At 63.9% G+C, this 17187-nt stretch carries 17 protein-coding genes; 8 read left to right on the top strand and 9 right to left on the bottom strand.

Annotation, left to right across the window (positions count from 1 at the left end):
* Nucleotides 1–63: 63 nt before the first annotated feature.
* From ACE10X_RS28525 to flgF, 5 genes are all read right to left on the bottom strand, one after another.
* Entirely contained in the window at nt 64–498 is a 435-nt protein-coding gene (locus ACE10X_RS28525; protein ID WP_038385484.1) for a hypothetical protein, read from the bottom strand.
* Between the two features lie 327 nt (nt 499–825).
* A complete protein-coding gene (flgH, locus tag ACE10X_RS28520; protein ID WP_038385481.1) occupies nt 826–1578 on the bottom strand; it encodes a flagellar basal body L-ring protein FlgH in 753 nt (250 codons plus the stop codon).
* 5 nt (nt 1579–1583) lie between these two features.
* The gene (gene flgA / locus ACE10X_RS28515; RefSeq protein ID WP_038385480.1) at nt 1584–2639 is read right to left on the bottom strand and encodes a flagellar basal body P-ring formation chaperone FlgA; all 1056 of its coding nucleotides are present in this window, start codon (nt 2637–2639) and stop codon (nt 1584–1586) included.
* 2 nt (nt 2640–2641) lie between these two features.
* Nucleotides 2642–3430: a flagellar basal-body rod protein FlgG gene (gene flgG / locus ACE10X_RS28510; protein WP_028337173.1), complete on the bottom strand. Its 789-nt coding sequence runs from the start codon at nt 3428–3430 to the stop codon at nt 2642–2644.
* A gap of 16 nt (nt 3431–3446) precedes the next feature.
* Nucleotides 3447–4211, bottom strand: coding sequence for a flagellar basal-body rod protein FlgF (gene flgF, locus ACE10X_RS28505; RefSeq protein WP_016846737.1), 765 nt, complete (start codon nt 4209–4211; stop codon nt 3447–3449).
* A gap of 382 nt (nt 4212–4593) precedes the next feature.
* On the opposite strand from flgF, the gene fliL reads away from it, so the two are divergent.
* From fliL to ACE10X_RS28485, 4 genes are read left to right on the top strand one after another with little or no spacing between them, the layout of a single operon-like run.
* Nucleotides 4594–5082, top strand: coding sequence for a flagellar basal body-associated protein FliL (gene fliL, locus ACE10X_RS28500; protein ID WP_028339793.1), 489 nt, complete (start codon nt 4594–4596; stop codon nt 5080–5082).
* A gap of 18 nt (nt 5083–5100) precedes the next feature.
* Nucleotides 5101–6303, top strand: coding sequence for a flagellar motor switch protein FliM (fliM, locus tag ACE10X_RS28495; protein WP_028339794.1), 1203 nt, complete (start codon nt 5101–5103; stop codon nt 6301–6303).
* Nucleotides 6300–6773: a DUF6468 domain-containing protein gene (locus ACE10X_RS28490; protein ID WP_038385479.1), complete on the top strand. Its 474-nt coding sequence runs from the start codon at nt 6300–6302 to the stop codon at nt 6771–6773. Before fliM ends, ACE10X_RS28490 begins: the two co-directional genes overlap by 4 nt.
* Complete coding sequence (locus ACE10X_RS28485; RefSeq protein ID WP_038385478.1) at nt 6770–7573, top strand: MotE family protein; 804 nt, start codon at nt 6770–6772, stop codon at nt 7571–7573. The genes ACE10X_RS28490 and ACE10X_RS28485 overlap by 4 nt, the downstream gene beginning before the upstream one ends.
* Nucleotides 7574–7613: 40 nt before the next feature.
* Here ACE10X_RS28485 and ACE10X_RS28480 read toward each other — a convergent pair whose 3' ends face one another.
* Nucleotides 7614–8819 carry a glycosyltransferase family 87 protein gene (locus ACE10X_RS28480; RefSeq protein WP_038385477.1) on the bottom strand — a complete coding sequence of 402 codons (1206 nt, stop codon included), beginning with the start codon at nt 8817–8819 and terminating at the stop codon, nt 7614–7616.
* Nucleotides 8820–9341: 522 nt separating this feature from the next.
* Here ACE10X_RS28480 and ACE10X_RS28475 point away from each other — a divergent pair.
* Nucleotides 9342–10559, top strand: a complete 1218-nt coding sequence (locus tag ACE10X_RS28475; RefSeq protein WP_157788010.1) for a glycosyltransferase family 87 protein — start codon at nt 9342–9344, stop codon at nt 10557–10559.
* Nucleotides 10560–10689: 130 nt separating this feature from the next.
* Here ACE10X_RS28475 and ACE10X_RS28470 read toward each other — a convergent pair whose 3' ends face one another.
* Nucleotides 10690–11136: an SgcJ/EcaC family oxidoreductase gene (locus ACE10X_RS28470; protein WP_080583385.1), complete on the bottom strand. Its 447-nt coding sequence runs from the start codon at nt 11134–11136 to the stop codon at nt 10690–10692.
* A 522-nt stretch (nt 11137–11658) separates the two neighbouring features.
* Here ACE10X_RS28470 and ACE10X_RS28465 point away from each other — a divergent pair.
* Nucleotides 11659–12018: a hypothetical protein gene (locus ACE10X_RS28465; protein WP_051003040.1), complete on the top strand. Its 360-nt coding sequence runs from the start codon at nt 11659–11661 to the stop codon at nt 12016–12018.
* Nucleotides 11981–12502 (top strand): c-type cytochrome, encoded by a 522-nt coding sequence (locus tag ACE10X_RS28460; protein WP_051003039.1) that lies wholly within the window; start codon nt 11981–11983, stop codon nt 12500–12502. The genes ACE10X_RS28465 and ACE10X_RS28460 overlap by 38 nt, the downstream gene beginning before the upstream one ends.
* Nucleotides 12503–12595: 93 nt before the next feature.
* On the opposite strand, the gene ACE10X_RS28455 is transcribed toward ACE10X_RS28460, so the two are convergent.
* Together ACE10X_RS28455 and ACE10X_RS28450 are read right to left on the bottom strand one after the other, a co-directional pair.
* The gene (locus ACE10X_RS28455) at nt 12596–12886 is read right to left on the bottom strand and encodes an addiction module antidote protein (RefSeq protein WP_028339801.1); all 291 of its coding nucleotides are present in this window, start codon (nt 12884–12886) and stop codon (nt 12596–12598) included.
* Between the two features lies 1 nt (nt 12887).
* Complete coding sequence (locus ACE10X_RS28450; protein WP_028339802.1) at nt 12888–13178, bottom strand: type II toxin-antitoxin system RelE/ParE family toxin; 291 nt, start codon at nt 13176–13178, stop codon at nt 12888–12890.
* Between the two features lie 175 nt (nt 13179–13353).
* Here ACE10X_RS28450 and ACE10X_RS28445 point away from each other — a divergent pair, with 175 nt between their 5' ends.
* Complete coding sequence (locus tag ACE10X_RS28445) at nt 13354–17181, top strand: tetratricopeptide repeat protein (RefSeq protein WP_375763200.1); 3828 nt, start codon at nt 13354–13356, stop codon at nt 17179–17181.
* Nucleotides 17182–17187: the final 6 nt, after the last annotated feature.

The raw sequence follows: 17187 nt of genomic DNA, 5'->3' as shown, positions 1-17187 counted from the left end.
CGCTTCGCGCATGCGCGATCGTACGCCGGACCGGGTGGCGACGCCATCGGGATTGCGGACGGATTAGCTGAAACGCCTGCTCACGACCGTCGTGCGTCGGTCGGGGAGCTTCGGCAGCCTCGCCACACCCGCGCGCATTGTCGTGGTCCTTGGGCCGGGGGCGGGCTCCGGCTCCTGCTGCTGCAGAAACAGCGTGGCTTCGAACAGCACGCCGGGGGCCTGCTTGGCCGTGCCCGAGCACACCGCCCGGTTGCCGTTGAACGAGCCGGTCAGCTGCGCCTCGACCTCGTCGCATCCGAACACGGTGGTGAACGGGCCGTCGGCATAGCGGTGCGTCGTCAGCGTCGCCGTGAAGCGGTCCTGATCGAGCTGATAGGTGCCGCCATAGGTGAACATGGCGTCGCCGCCCGAGATCCTGCCATTTGCGAGCTGGACTATTCCGGTGCCTTCGCCCCGCGGCGTCCGGAACCACGCCGCATATTTTCCGTCTCTTTGCATGACCGTCATACAAACAGAAAACCCTGCGTTGTCGTCTAGCTACGTTGCAAGCGCCGGCACTTCTACTGTGCGCTGTTGCGAGGGTTAACGAACCAACAAGGCGATGGCACGACTTTCGTGAAGCGGTATCGGACTGGTGTGCGGCGATCGCGCCGGCGCACGCCACCGGTCACAAAAAGCCACGGCCCCCGCCAGGGGAGCTAGCGAGGGCCGTGTTGGTACACCGCGCCGCGCCTAGGTTCGCGACGAGATGTGGGAGCTCGCAAGAGTCCTACTCAGGCATGATCCGTTTCCGAAAACTGGTTTCCATTTTGCGGGATCACGCCGTTAGAAGGGCAGCAGCACGTCGAGAACCTGTTGGCCGTAGCGCGGCTGTTGCACGTCGGTGATCTGGCCGCGGCCGCCATAGGCGATGCGGGCTTGGGCGATCTTTGAGGAATCGATGGTGTTGTCGCTCTGGATGTCCTCCGGGCGCACGATGCCGGCCACGATCAGCTCGCGGATTTCGAAATTGACGCGGATCTCCTGCTTGCCCTCGACCACGAGATTGCCGTTCGGCAGCACCTGGGTGACGACCGCGGCGACGCTGGTCTGCAACGCTTCCTGGCGGTTCACCGAACCCTTGCCGTCGCTCGAGGCCGTTGAGTCGGCGGTCAGGATGCGGCCGGGCAGGATCTTGTTGGGCTGCGTGATGGTCTGCGAGCCCAGGAAATTGGTGACGCCCGAATCCTCGGAGTTGGTGCGGCTGCGCTGGGTCTCGTTGGCGATCGCGGCCTTGTCGGTGAAGTTCACCGTGACGGTCAGGATGTCGCCGACGCGCGCTGCGCGCTGGTCCTTAAAGAAGGCGCGGGAGCCGCTGCGCCACAGCGAGTTCGGGCTGTAGGAGGCGACCTCGGGCTTCGGCATCGGCATCTGCACCGGCTTGTAGCCGGGCTGCGTGGTCGGATTGTCGATCGACGACAGCTTCGGCTGCTCGCCGATCTGGGAGAGACGGTCGATCGACGAGCAACCGCTGGCGATCGTTCCGAGTGCGAGCAGCGCACCGGTCAGGACGAGGCGGTTGATGCGGTACTGGGACATGAACTTTACTCGGCGTTTGGTGCGACTGAACTCAGCTTGATGGAAGCGGAATTGGATTCGGTGGCGTCGGCGGTCGGCGCCGGGCGCGGGGTCGCGACCGAGATCGAGACCTCGCCGCGGCCGGTGACGACGCCGGAGACGGCACGCTTGGACTGCAGATTCATCACGCTGACGGTGTCGCCCTCGGCGCCGCCATCCATCGCCTTGCCGCGGATCGTCAGGTAGAGGCCTGCGGTGCGATAGATCAGCGTGACATTCTGGTCGCGGGTGACGAGATCGGGCTTCGCGAGGTCGGCGACGCGCAGCGCCTGGCCGGGCCGGAGCTGGCGGCGGACCTGCATGCCGACGGCGCTGTCGCGCACCGCCGCGTCGTTGCCGATCTCGGCTTTCGGACGGCGCTCGACGATCACGTCGGAGGCCTTCAGCACGTCGCCGCGCTCGACATTGCGCGTCAGCACGGCGGCCTCGATGGTTTCGATCGCGGTTCCGGTGAAGCGCAGCTTCGACGGCGCGGTGCCGGCGTCGTTGCCGATCTCGAAAGTCAGGTCGAAACGCGTCGAGCGCGGGTCGTAGCGCACGGCGATCGGCTGCATCACGCCGGTATTGGTGGCCTCGAGGCGGATGTCGCCGGGATCGCGGTCGAAGGTCAGCGCGATGTTGCCGGCCCTGCCGAGACCGTGGCGGCCCTCCAGCGCGCGCGACACCTGCTGCTCGATCTCCTTGCTGTCGATGGTGCGCGCCAGCCGGGTGACGGTGATCTCCTTCAGCTCGCGGGTATCGACGCCGATCACCTGGTGCGAGCGCAACACGTTCAGTACTTGCGCGACCGGCAGCGTGCCTGTCGTGCCGAGGTCCGGCGCGCGGTAGACCGCGACACTGCCGGCGCTGCCGGCATTGTCGATGAGGTCGCCGACCCGCACGATGTCGTCGGCGACCGTGATGCTGGCGCGCAGCGTCGGCACCGCGATGGTCTCGCGGCGGCTTTGCGCGGCCGCCGAAGTCATCGAGGCTGCAAGAAGCGCAGCTGCGATCAGGAGTGAGCGGGCGATCATCGACATCATCCTCAGCGGAACAGGTTGGAGGTCGACTGCATCATCTGGTCGGCGGCGGAGACCACCTTCGAGTTCATCTCATAGGCGCGCTGCGCGGCGATCAGGTCGGAGATTTCCGAGACCACCTCGACGTTGGCCTGCTCGAGGTTGCTCTGCTGCATGTCGCCATAGCCGTCGGTGTTGGCGGTGCCGTCCTGCGGCTGGCCGGAGGCCGGCGTTTCCTGGAACAGGTTGTCGCCGATCGGCATCAGGCCGGCCTTGTTGATGAAGCGGGTCAGGCCGATCTGGCCGATGTTGGTCGATGCGGTTTGGCCCGGCAGCGTCACCGAGACCTGGCCCTGCGCATTGATGGTGAGGCCGGATGCGTTCTGCGGGATCGTGATCGTCGGCTGCAGCAAATTGCCCTGCGCGTTGACGATGCGGCCCTGGTTGTCCATCTGGAACGAGCCGTCGCGGGTGTAGGTGAAGGTGCCGTCCGGCATCAGGATCTTGAAGAAGCCTTCGCCGCGGATCGCGATATCGAGATCGTTGCCGGTCGGCGACAGCGTGCCCTGGGTCATCATGCGCGGCGTGCCGACGGTCTTCACGCCGCCGCCGAGGTCGATGCCCATCGGCATGATGGTGTTCTGGTCGGAGGCCTGCGCGCCGACCCGGCGCACATGGTCGTAGATCAGGTCCTGGAACGCGGCGCGCTGCTTCTTATAGCCGGTGGTGCGCAGGTTCGCGATGTTGTTGGAGATCACCTGAACGCTGAGTTCCTGTGCCGCCATTCCCGTCGCAGCTGTATAAAGTGCGCGCATCGGTCAATCCCCCGGATCAGTTCGGCACGTCGGCGAGCTTCTCGATCGCCGATTTGTGCAGGTCGCTCTGCTGCTGCAGCAGCGAGGCGATTTGGGTGTAGGTCCGCGTGATCTCGATCATGCGGCTCATTTCGACGACGGAGTTGACGTTCGACTTCTCGATGAAGCCCTGGCGGATCTGCGCCTTGGTGTCCGGCAGCGCCTGCGTGCCTTCGCCCGGCGCGTAGAGGTTGGAGCCTTCCTTCAGCAGGCGCTGGGCCTGCGCGAACGAGACGAGGCGCAGCTTGCCGCGGATCGAGTCGAGGCGGGAGGTGCCCTCGAGCACGGTGATGTTGCCGTCGGCGGCGATCGAGACGTCGTGGTCGGTCTGCTGGAAGGTGATCGGGCCGGCGGTGCCGAGCACCTGGTAGCCGGAGGCGGTGACCAGCTGGCCGCGATTGTTGATCTGCAGGCTGCCTTCGCGGGTGTAGCGCTCGCCACCCGGCGTCTGCACCACCAGGAAGGCATTGCCGTCGATCGCGACGTCGAGCGGGTTCTTGGTCTCTTCGGTCGGGCCCTGCGAGAAATCGTGGAAGGTCGCGCGGTCCTGCACGAAGGAGACGCGGCGGTCGGAGGACGCGAAATTGTCCTCATGCGCGTTCGAGGACAGATATTCCTGGAACAGCGACCGGTCGGCCTTGTAGCCGTTGGTGTTCATGTTCGCGATGTTGTTGGAGACGACATCCATTTGCCGTTCCAGCACCATCTGCTTCGATAGGCCGACCAGAAGGGTATTCTGCATCGGTGGTTCTCCCCTGTGAGGCGATCCGAATGCAGGTTCTCCCAAACCTTCACGCCGGACCCGTCGGTAACCATTGGGTTCTCCCAAACCCTCCAGTCACGCCGTCCTCTCAGCGAAAGCCGTGCCAACTCGGAATAGTAAGTTATTTGAATGGTTTAGGTGCTTGGCCGTGGTGCGCAGGGGGCGGCAGAAAGGTCTTGTTGACCATGTTTGCCCGGCAGTTTTTTCCTAGTGGATGGTAAATCCTAAGCTTCCGTTAACCATTATGACCCTAGCGTTGCCATTATTGGGGCGCGTGTGCGCCGGCGGCCTTTGTATCGCGTCTTCAAGCCAAAGCTGGGGCAAATCGCGTTCGCATCCTTCAGAGTGAAGCGAGCGGACGATGGCGGACGAGGAAAAGACGGAGAGCGGCGAGGGCGCGGCCGCTCCGAAGAAAGGCAAGCTCAAGCTGATCATTGCCGTCGTCGGCTTCCTCGTCGTGCTCGGCGCGGGCGCCGGCGGCTGGTTCTTCTTCATGCGCGGCCACGGCGAGGAGCAGCACGCCGAAGCGCCGCCGCCGAAGCCGCCGAGCTTCGTCGACGTGCCCGACATGCTGGTCAATCTGGTCGGCGCGCCCGGCGAGCGCGTGCAATATCTCAAGCTGAAGCTCGTGCTCGAGGTCAAGGAAGAGAAACAGGTCGAGGCGATCAAGCCGGCGCTGCCGCGCGTCACCGACCTGTTCCAGACCTACATGCGCGAGCTGCGCCCGAGCGACCTCAACGGCTCGGCCGGCCTGTTCCGCCTCAAGGAAGAACTGACCAAGCGCGTCAATCTCGCGCTGGCACCCAACCAGGTCAACGCGGTGCTGTTCAAGGAAGTCGTGATCCAGTGACGGGGTGGGTGTAAAGCCATGGCCGGCAACGACCAGATGGACCAGGACGCCATTGCGGCCCAATGGGAAGCCTCGCTCGATTCCGAGGATCCCGAGGCGGCCGCGGCGGAAGCCGCCAAGAACGAGCTCACCGAGAACATGGCGCTGCAATGGGCCGCCATGGTCGAGGACGGCAGCCGCGACTTCGGCGGCAAGAACACCAATGGCGAGCGCGTGCTGTCGCAGGAGGAGATCGACAATCTCCTCGGCTTCACGGTCGGCGACGTCAGCCTCGACGACCATTCCGGCATTCGCGCCATCATCGATTCCGCGATGGTGTCCTACGAGCGTCTGCCGATGCTCGAAATCGTGTTCGACCGCCTGGTGCGGTTGATGACGACCAGCTTGCGCAATTTCACCTCCGACAACGTCGAAGTCTCGCTCGACCGCATCACCTCGGTGCGCTTCGGCGACTACATGAACTCGATCCCGCTGCCCGCGGTGCTCTCGGTGTTCAAGGCCGAGGAGTGGGAGAATTTCGGCCTCGCCATGGTCGACTCCAACCTGATCTATTCGATGATTGACGTGCTGCTCGGCGGCCGCCGCGGCCAGACCCAGCTCAAGATCGAGGGCCGGCCCTACACCACGATCGAGACCAACCTCGTCAAGCGGCTGGTCGAGGTGGTGCTGTCGGACGCCGAGCAGGCGTTCCGGCCGCTGTCGCCGGTGACCTTCACGATCGACCGGCTCGAGACCAACCCGCGCTTTGCAGCGATCAGCCGCCCGGCCAATGCCGCGATCCTGGTGCGCTTGCGCATCGACATGGAAGACCGCGGCGGCAATGTCGAATTGCTGCTGCCCTACGCCACCATCGAACCGATCCGCAACGTGCTGTTGCAGATGTTCATGGGCGAAAAATTCGGCCGCGACCCGATCTGGGAGGGCCATTTCGCCACCGAAGTGGCGCAGGCCGAGATTTCGGTCGATGCGGTGCTGTATGAAGCCGATATCCCGCTGAAGGAGCTGATGAAGCTCAAGGTCGGCGACACCCTGCCACTGGATATCCGCTCCGACGCGCTGGTTTCGGTGCGCTGCGGCAACGTCACCCTGACGGAAGGGCGCATGGGCCGGGTCGGCGATCGCGTCGCGATCCGCGTCACCAAGAATTTGCGTAAACCCCAAACCACCTTCGCGATGTTCGAGAAGGCGGACGAGCGGACCAAGATGATGGAGGCACCATGAGTCATGTGCTTGGACTAGCAATCGAGAGTCTGGTAGCCGTGCTGCTGATGCTGACGATCGGCTATTGCTGGCTGCTCAACAAACGCCTGCAGCGGCTGAAGGCCGACGAGCATTCGCTGAAGGCGACGATCGCCGAACTGATCACCGCGACCGAGATCGCGGAGCGGGCGATCGGCGGGTTGAAGCACGCGGTGCGTGACGTCAACGAGAACCTCGGCAACCAGCTCGATGCGGCGACGCAGATGTCGGGGCTGCTGAAGAACCAGCTGGCGGAGGGCGACCACGTGGTGCGCCGCCTGTCCAAGATCGCGCTGGCCGCGCGGCCGTCGGAGCCCGCGCATGCACCGGCACAGGCAGTTGCGCCCGCCGCGCCAGCGGCGCAGGCGCCCAGGGTCTCGGCCGCGCACGCGGTGGCCGCGGCAGCTGAAGCCTTCACCGAGCGCAGGAGGGCCAGCGGCCTCGCTGCATGAAGTTGCTTCGTGACATCAGAGTGATGCCCGTGGTGCTGGTCGCGATCTTCGGCCTGATGGTGCTGAAGGTCGCCGGCCTCGTGCTCGATGGCGGTTACGTGTTTGCCGACGATACGCCGCCGGCCGGCCAGTCCTGGGCGCAGCAGAACTTCAACTTCCCCGGCGCCGGCAAGGCGGTGGTTGACAGCAAGATCAAGGGCGATCCCGGCGACATCACGGGATCGGTCGAGCACAAGGACGCCAAGAAGGACGAGGCGCCGAAGCCGGCCGCACCGGCCGCGGAGCCGTCCAAGCCCGATGGCGTTGTCGTCAATCTGGATGCACCCGCGCCGGTGTCGGCGTCGGAGCGCGCAATCCTGGAACGATTGCAGTCGCGCCGCCAGGAGCTTGAGACGCGCGCGCGCGAGGTCGAGATCCGCGAAAGCCTGTTGAAGGCCGCCGAGAAACGCATCGAGGCCAAGGTCGAGGAGGCCAAGGCCAATGATGCCAAGGCGAATGCCGATGCCGCGGCAAAGGCGGAGGCCGATGCCGCGCGTTTCAAGGGCATCGTCATCATGTACGAGAACATGAAGCCGAAGGACGCCGCGAAGGTGTTCGATCGTCTGGAAATGAACGTGCTCTACCAGATCGCCTCGCAGATCCAGCCGCGCAAGATGTCCGACATCCTCGGCCTGATGCAGCCGGAAGCCGCCGAACGGCTCACGGTCGAACTCGCCCGCCGTGCCGGCGGCGACAAGTCGGCCTCGACCGACGATCTTCCCAAGATCGAAGGCAAGATGCTCACGCCGAAGACGAATTGACGGGTGCTATCGGAAAGTCCGTCAATTGGCGGTGGCCTCCTCAGCCGTAAGCCAGATCCGGCTTAACACCGGGTTGCCTGCATCTCATCCAGATCATCGCGATGAGGGTCGCGCACATGAACGGACCGACGGGCACGAGCGCGACCGGGTAGGTAAACCCCGCCAGGACAAGCACGCCGAACCCGATCCGGAGTTCGGAGCGATTCGAGAGCAGCGAGCCATGTTCGGCCATGGGCGCGTTCATGAGAAAGATGAGCGCGAGAGCCAGTAGCGCCGTATCGTAGATCGCGAAGTAGGGAGAGACGAGCAATGTTGCGACGAGCAAGCTCGCGGCCTTGACGGCGAAGCTGACGTTGCGGCGCCATATGATCAGCATCCACGTCGCGGCTGCGGCAGCGACCGCGACGTGCAATGCGATGGCCGATCCGTAGCCAAAGCCGGCAAACCGAAGCAAGCCGTAGACGCTCTGCAGCTTGTACCAAGCCAGCGTGCCGGTGAGATGGAACTGCGTCGTCGCGAAGACGGCTGCCTCACGGAACCCCTCAAAAGTGTCCCAGCCGAAGGTAAGCCCGGTGAGCAGCATGAGCACCGGTACCACCAAACTGGCTGTGATGAAGACGGTCCAGCGTCCAGTAGCTATCAGAACGAGGGGAAGCAGGACGCCATATTGCGGCTTGAAGATCAGCAGCGCGATCAGGAAGCCGCTGACGATCGGACGCTTGTCCAGCGTCAGCAGAATGGCGCCGAGCAGCGATGCCGCGAGCAGGGAGCTCTGGCCGACAATGAAATCGTAGAGGACGGCCGGCACGGCGAATGCCAGCAGCAGTACCGCAAAGCGCGGCCGGATGGCGGAAACAACGAGCGCCCAGCACAGCAGCTTTGTGGTGCTCCAGATCCAGAACGCGGTCGGAAACGGCAGCAGTGCCAGCAGGGCCGCCGCAAAGAAAAAAAACGGCGGGTAGAAAAACGGTATCGGCACCTCGTAAACGGGGAACGGAGCCTGGTTCAAGCTGGGGTGTATTTGAATGATCGCTTGCCGCAACCGCGGCCAATCGTAGGCGGTGGCGGCATGGCCATCGAGAGCCATCTGCCCCGCGCTCCAAAAGCATGAAAAGTCGAGCCCGGTCGCGCCGGTACCGTCAACGACTTTCGGTAGCACGCAGTACAGGGTAAAGCCCAACACGATGAGGCAGGCAATGGCCAACGCACGGTCGTATCCGCTGCGCTCCACACGGGCGCGCGCCATTCCAAATCCGTTCATGAAACTGCCAGAAACTAAGAATTGCTTGAAATATAATCGGTTGTATACCGCAACTGGCGGTGGCGCAAGCGAGTGGCCGATCTCCATGCGGCGTTGGGTTAATCGCCAGGAGTTCCGCGCATGCCCGGTGGATCGGGGGTAATCCTCTCGATGCAAAGGCGGAAGCCGACGCCATCCGCTTCAGGGGCATCGTCATCACGTACGACAAAGGTGCGGAGGCGCCGCGGCGCCGTGTGCCGGCTGGCAGACGGGGATGGTCGCTGTCTCCGATGATGCGGGCTCGACGGGGCCTCAGCGAAGCCAAATGCGTATCGACGCCGAGAGGTGTCTGATTGCGACCTTATCCCAATGCGAGATGCGGAGATCCTTTGCGCTCTGCCCCATGGGCACGATCGCCACCGGGCACCCGGGTTATGGTAGCCTTAACCGGTAGCGTTAAGTTGCAGCCGATTTGTCATTCTGGAATTGAAGTCGCTATGTCTCAAGGTGGTGTTTCAGGAATTGCCGATGCTGAAAGACATGCCATGGCTCACCGCGCCGCGCGCCCGATTGTACGTGAGTGGCGTCGCTATTGTGCTGGTGCTGACCCTTGCGAGGTCGCTTTTGCTGTTTTACCGCGATGGCGGCTATGGCGCGAATAACTTTCTGCTCGGCTCGGACTTCCTGACGTTCTGGGCAGCGTCGCTCCAGGTGTTAGCCGGGCATCCTGCCGAGGTTTATGTACCCGAATTGCATCTGCTCGCGGAAGCTCCATACCTGCGAGAGGGCTACGAGGCGTTCTTCTATCCGCCGACGATGCTGCTCTTGTGCGTGCCGCTCGCGCTCGCGCCGTATTTCGTCTCGCTGTTCGTATTCATTGGTACGACGGCGGCGTCGTTCGCCGCGGTGATCTGGCGTATCTTGCGAACGCCCTGGTGCCTGGTCGCGATCCTCGCCTATGCGCCGGTCTATCTTAATGCCGTGGCAGGGCAGAACGCCTTTCTGACGGCATCGATCCTTGGGTGCGGTCTCAACATCATGGACCGGAGGCCAAAGCTCGCGGGCGCGATCCTCGGGCTGATGGTGATCAAACCGCATTTGGCGCTGGCCGTGCCGATCGCCCTGATCGTCACAGGTCGCTGGCGCACGCTGATCTGGGCAGGCGTGTCGTCGATTTCGCTTGTCGTGCTGTCCGTGCTGCTGTTCGGCCTGGATACGTGGCTCAACTTCCTCGACGTCTCTCACTCGGCCCGACAGGCTCTGGAGAACGGCGACGTCGAGTTTTCATTGCTGCAGAGCGTGTACGCGACAGCGCGCCTGCTCGGGGCCGGCGTCAACACGGCCTTTATCATTCACGGCCTCGTGGCGCTGGGCATGACGTGTGTGCTGGTCTGGATGTTGCGTCAGAAGATCAGTGCTGCCACCGAACGCTCGATCATCGTGCTCGCCTGCCTTCTGATTACGCCGTTCTGCCTGTTCTACGACATGCTCATCATGGCGCTGCCGCTGGCCTGGATGCTCCGCGAATGGTTGAAGGTCGGCTTTCCGGCCTGGTCGAAAATGGTGCTTGGCGTGACGTTTCTCGCGCCGATGGTCTTTTACCTACCTGTCCTCTATCAACTGTCGGTCGTGAAGCCGCTGCCTTTTGGTTCTCCGGTCATCATTCTGTTCTGCTGGTTGCTGGTCCGGGAGAGCACGCAGACGCGGCAAGCGGCGCATGGCGAGCGAGAGGTCGCGGCGGTCTGAGTTAGCAGCGCCTCACTTTGCGCTAGGTCGCCAATCGCCGCGCCGGCGGCGACAAATCGGCCTCGACCGACGACCTTCCCAAGAACGAAGCCACGATGCTCACGCCGAAGACGAATTGACGGGGCTGCCGTCAGGTTTTCGGGAGAGGAGACCGGTGCAGATGGACAATCTTCCAATCCGAGCCTTGCTTCGCGATCACGAATGTGACGCGGCCGAGGCTGCTATAAGGCTGGCCATCCTTCATGACCCCGGAGATGGTGTCGAACCCGGCGAGCACCACCGTCCTCTCGTCGATCAGGAGAGTCTCTGCGCTTTGCAGCGCCACGGTGTTGGGGCGCGAATTGAGGATTGTCGTTTCGAAGTATTTGCGGATTTGCTCCGGCGTCGTCATGACGACCTTGCCGAACGTTCCGATCATGGTCGCTTCCGGGGCATAGAAACTGACGATACCCTCAAGGTCGGCGTCAGCGAAGGCTTTGCTCCAGCGCTCAACGAGCTGCGCTGCGTCCTCCTTCGGATCGGCTTGGGCAATCGAGACACTCATTAAAAGAGCAAGAATTGATAGTGGCTTTCGCATGGGTGATCCTCTCAAAAGAAATTATTGTAGAACAATCGGAAATCGAGTGAGGCAGCAGGGCTGCTTCCGCGTTGCGATAAATCATTATTGCCAATCAACAGGGCGGCTTGGCCGCTTCGATGTCTGCGGCCGAGTTCGCCAAGTCGCCCCGATCCGGTGCAATGGACCAGCGGGCACAAGGCTTCCGCAAATCGCCGGCCTGATGGTCAGGATCCTTCGCCGACATAGGCGGAGCAGGGCGGCTTGTGGCCCTTCTTGGGCCCCTCGGCGTACATCCGCGCCGAACGGCGCCAAGGCCATTGCAGCAGAGCCATCGCAGACATTGCCAAATTGCTTGATGCGAGTCTAGCATTGGCGTGAGGAAGGCGAGCGCGACTTCGCTGTTTTGGAGCCTTCCGTGATTGCGGTCGCATGGACCGCGGCCTGAGTTGATTGATTGAATTGCTCATTTGTGCCGGGCGCGAAGCTGCGCCCGATCAGAGATTGAATTTTTAGTCACCAAGAAATTTCGAGGAAACCAATATGCGTAGCCTGTTCATGATGCTTGTCGTCATCGCCACCACCAATCTGGCATGGGCCCAATCCGAACTGGTCAAACGGGGCGATTACCTTGTCAACGGCATTCTGGCTTGCGGCAATTGCCACACGCCCAAGGGACCGAACGGCGATGTTTTGGAGAAGGCGTTCTCGGGCGGAGGATACTGGGACGAGCCGCCGTTCACAGTGCATGCCGCCAACATCACGCAAGACAAGGAAACAGGCATCGGAAACTGGAGCGATGCCGATATCAAGAAACTGCTGCGGACCGGGCAAAACCCCAAAGGGCGTGCATACCGCGATGGTCATGCCGACCAGCTTCTATCACATCCTGACGGAAAATGATCTCGATGCGGTCGTCGCATATTTGCGTACGATCACGCCGGTCCACAACAAGGTGCCCGATCCGATCTACAAGGTGCCTCAGGTCGAGAACGTTCCGCCGGGCGGCGAGAACGCGTTCGCCGAACCGATGATGAGCGACAAGGTGCAGAAGGGATTCTATCTCGTCACGATCGCGCATTGCATGGCGTGCCATACGCCGATTGGACCGAGGGGACGAGAATACAAAAGCAGCCTTGGCGCCGGTGGCGTCAAATTTTCCGGGCCGTGGGGAATCTCGGTCTCACGCAACATCACGCAGAACAAGACGAATGGGATCGGCACATGGAGCGACGACGAGATCAAGCGTGCGATCACCGAAGGTGTCAGCCGCGACGGCAGCCGTCTCGGTCGACCGATGGGATACCACTACTACGCCCGGATCAGTCCCGATGACCTCGATGCCATCGTGGCGTATTTGCGCACGGTACCCGGCAGCGCGGAGTAAGCCTCGTTATAAATCCTGTCCGGTCAGAGCCGCACAGCGGGCCCTTGGCTGACTCCAGTTCTGCGAGGATAGCGCGCACCGCTATCTGCGCAGCTAGGCGGCGCTCGGAACAAGCTTCAGCTTCAAACCGAGCGCTTTTGTCGCCTTGTTCAGGGTTTCAATAGTCGGATTGCCGCCGGGCCGGAATGACTTGTAGATCACTTCGCGGCTTAAGCCAGTTTCGCGCGAAAACTGCGATACGCCGCGAGCTCTGGCGATGTCGCCGATAGCTGTCGCGATGAACGAGGGATCGTCCTCTTCCAGCGCCGCTTCGAGATAGGCGATCTGCTGCTCCAGCGTCTTCAGATGATCCTTGATGTCGAACTTGGTCGTCTTGAGCGGCATCTCAAATCTCCTTCACCATCTTCTGGGCCGCCTTGACGTCCTTGCTTTGGGTTCGCTTGTCGCCACCGCAAAGCAGGAGCACGATGGTTTTGCCTCGACGCGTGAAATACACCCGGTAGCCGGGGCCGTAATCGATCCGCATTTCGCTCACGCCTTCGCCCACCGATTTCACATCGCCTGGATTTCCGAGTTCGAGACGCCGGATGCGTGCGCCGATCCGGGCGACCGCTTTCATGTCGGCTAGCGAGTTGAGCCAGTGCGCAAAAGCGTCGGTCTGAACGACCTGGATCATACACGACGCGATCGATTTGTCAACTATAGTACACAGCCATTCCGTGGCAGCGGTCGGGTCCGAAACAATCCGTTGACGTTAACAGGTCCTTAACGCCGCCCGATCCAAGATCGGGAGGCGTGGGCGAGGGCGCTTCGCGCTTGGTATGGCTGGGGTCCCGAGAAGACGTTTCGAGATGGCGCGAACCGCTGCCGCTGGAACATGGTCGCTAGGCCGCGCCTCGGCGCGGACCGCGCGTCTGTGCCTGCTTGCCACCACCCTTGCGCTGACAACTCTTGCATATCCGACCGCGGTGCGCGCCGAAGACGCGGTGCCCGGTGAGGCGACATTCTCTGCCGCGAACGGCTATGCCCGGCTGGTGCTGAAGCTGAAGGAGGATGTCGAGTCGGAGGTCACGACCGCCGGCTCGATCATCGTGATCCGCTTCAAGCGTCCGGTCGATATCCCCGTCGAGAAACTGCAGGATGCGGTGCCGGATTATGTCGGCGCCGCGCGTCGCGATCCCGACGGCTCGGCGATCCGCCTGTCGCTGGCGCGTCGCGTCAGCATCAACACCATGACCGCCGGCGAGCGGATCTTCATCGACTTCCTGCCCGACAGCTGGACCGGCCCGCCGCCGTCGCTGCCGCAGGAGGTGATCCGCGAGCTTGCCGAGCGCGCCCGAGCCGCCGAGCGCCTGCTGCGCATGCAGCGCGCCGCCGACGCCGCCAGGAAGAAGCCGCCGGTGCGCGTTCGCGCGCTGGTGCAGCCCACCTTCGTCCGCTTCGTGTTCGAGGTGCCCGACGGGGTCAGCGTCTCCTCGGTCCTGAACGAGCAGAAGTTGACGCTGTCGTTCAATTCGGTCCTGACCTTCGACCTTGCCGATGCCAAGGTCGCCGCCCCGCCAAATGTCGCGTCGATCAGCGCGCGCGCCGACACGGACACGTCGGCAGTCGACGTGTCGCTGATTGGCGATGTCGACGTGCATTCGTTCCGCGACGAGAAGAACTACATCGTCGATGTCGCCTTCCAGCAGAACGAGCAGCAGGCGGCAAAGCCCTCGCTGAGCTCATTGTTGCCGACGCCGCGCGCCAAACCGAAAGGCGCCGCGGCGATCGCGCCGGTGACATCGGAAAGCATCGCCCAGCAGGCCAAGATCGAGATCAAGCCCGAACAGTCCAAATCCGAGCCGGCGAAACCCGAACCGGCGAAGTCAGAACCTGCCAAGTCCGAACCGCAGCGCTCCGAGCCGCTCAAACCCGAGCAAGCCACGGGCGAGCAACCGGCGGCCGCGCCCGCCAAAACGGAGCAGCCCCGATCGGAACTGACCGATCCGGAGCTGCCGAAAATCGCGGCCGCACCTGCGGCCGACGCCGAGAACGCTGCTGCGCCGACCCCGCCGCACGAGGGTGGTGCCGGCTCCCTGTCGGAGCAGAACACGGCGCCCGTGACCGACGCGCCGAAGCCGGTGCCCGCCGCCGCCGCCGCGCCGGCGATGGAAGCGCCGAAGGCGGCTGCGGCGCCATCGCCGCCTGCTGCCGAGGCCCGTGCCGGTGGCAAGCCTGCGGTTGAAGCCCAGCGCGACAGCGACGGATTGCGCGTGACGTTCTCATTCCCCGGCGCGACGCCGGCGGCGTTGTTCCGCCGCGCCGACACGGTTTGGATGGTGTTTGACACCGCTGAGGCAATCGACGTCGATCCGGTCCGCGCCAAGGCCGGCTCGCTGATATCGGATGTCAGCCGGATCGCGCTGGACAAGGGCCAGGCGGTGCGCTTCCGCCTCAACCGGCCGCAGATGCCGTCGCTCGAAAGCGACGACCGCTCGCGCGGCGTGAGCTGGACGCTGACCTTTGCCGACCGCGTGCAGAAGCCGCCATTGCCGCTCACCGTGGTGCGCAACATCTCGGAGCCCTCGCTCGCCAATGTCAGCGTGCCGCTCGCCAATCCGGGCCAGCTGCACAGACTGGTCGATCCCGACGCCGGCGATACGCTCTGGGTGGTGACCGCGCCGCCGCCGACCCGCGGCGTCATCAAGCGGCAGGATTTCGTCGAGCTGTCGCTGCTGGAATCGATCCACGGCGTCGTGGTTCATCCGAACGCGGACGACGTCAAGGCCGAGGTCGGCGCCGACAAGGTGATGTTGGGCCGACCCGGCGGCCTGACGCTGTCATCGGCCGACGTCGCCGCCGAGCGGGCGACCGCGGCGGTGAAGCCGTTGTTCGATCCGGACGAGTGGCGCAAGAACCAGTCGGAGACGTTCCTCAAGCAGCTCGACGGCCTGATTGCGGCGGCCGCGTCGGCCAATGCCGAGCAGCTGCCGCAGGCACGGCTCGATCTCGCCGACTTCTACATGGCGCGCGGCATGTACCAGGAAGCCCATGGTGTCGCCAATCTGATCCTGTCCGAGAGCAAGCGTGGCAGCGAGACGGCGTCGGTGGTGATGGTGCACGCAGTCGCCAGCATCCTCATCGGCCACCCGGCGCAGGGCCTGAAGGATCTCGCCAATCCGGTGATCGGCAACGGTTACGATTCCCAATTGTGGAAGGGGCTCGCTTTCGCCCGCGAGGGCAAATGGGCCGAGGCGCGCGAGAAGTTCAAGAACGCCGAATTCGCGGTGGCGACGCTGCCGCCCGATTTGCAGCGCATCGTCACCATGGACTCGATGAAGGCCTCGCTCGAGGTCAAGGACTATGCCGGCGCCGCGCGACGCAAGAGCGATCTCGACGTGGTCGGCGTTCCCGGCGAGCTGAAGCCCGCGGTCGCGGTGCTGCGCGGCCGGCTCGCCGAGGCGCTCGGCCAGGAGAAGGATGCGCTCGACGCCTATCGCTTCGCCGCCAATTCGGCCGATCGCCAGGCTGCCGCCGAAGGCAGGCTGCTGGAGACGCTGCTCAAGCAGAAGCGCGGCGAGATCGGCCGCGACGATGTGCTGAAGGAACTCGAACTGCTGTCGATGCTGTGGCGCGGCGACAATATCGAGCTGAAGACGCTGTACGTGCTGTCGAAGATCTACGCCGAGACGGCACGCTATGCCGACGCCTTCGCGGTCACGCGTGCCGCGACCCGGCTGCAGCCGAACGCGCCGGAATCGCGCCAGGCGCAGGATGCCGCCTCGGCCTTGTTCGTGCAGCTCTACCTCGGCCCCAGGGGCGACGAGATGTCGCCGATCGATGCGCTCGGCACCTTCTACGAATACCGCGAGCTGACGCCGATCGGCCGCCGCGGCGACGAGATGATCCGCCGTCTCGCCGACCGCCTGGTCGGTGTCGATCTGCTCGACCAGGCCGCCGACCTCTTGCAATACCAGGTCGACAAGCGGCTCGAAGGTGCGGCCCGCGCCCAGGTCGCGGCGCGCCTTGCGATGGTCTATCTGATGAACCGCAAGCCCGACCGCGCCATTGCCGCGCTGCGCTCGACGCGGATCGCGGATCTCTCCGGCGAACTGCGTCAGCAGCGTCTGCTGCTCGAGGCGCGCGCGCAGAGCGACGTCGGCCGGCACGATCTCGCGCTCGACATCATCTCGAATATCACCGGCCGCGAGGCAATCCGGCTGCGCTCCGACATCTATTGGGCGTCGCGGCACTGGCGCGAGGCGTCCGAGCAGATCGAGCTCTATTATGGCGACCGCTGGCGCGACTTCACCCCGCTCAATCCGGGCGAGAAGGCCGACATCATCCGCGCCGTGGTCGGCTACGCGCTTGCCGAGGACGCCATCGGGCTGTCCCGGTTCCGCGAGAAATACGCGCCGCTGATGTCCGGCGATGCCGACAAGCTCGCCTTCGACTCGGCCAGCAAGCCGGTCGCGACCTCCAGCGCCGAATTCGCCCAGATCGCGCGAATGGCCGCCAGCGTCGACACGCTCGACGGCTTCATCCGTGAGATGAAGACCCGCTTCCCCGACGCCACCGCCCGCGCGCCATTGCCCGATCCGGTCGCGACCGGATCGATGACTGACAAGCCAAAGGCCGCGCCGGTGAGCGCGCTGCCGGCGATCAAGGGCGAGCGCCGCGCCAGCGCGACGCCGTAGCAGCGC

Source organism: Bradyrhizobium sp. Pha-3 (assembly GCF_042258325.1).
GTDB lineage: Bacteria > Pseudomonadota > Alphaproteobacteria > Rhizobiales > Xanthobacteraceae > Bradyrhizobium > Bradyrhizobium elkanii.
This window is presented reverse-complemented; position numbering and strand designations above follow the sequence as displayed.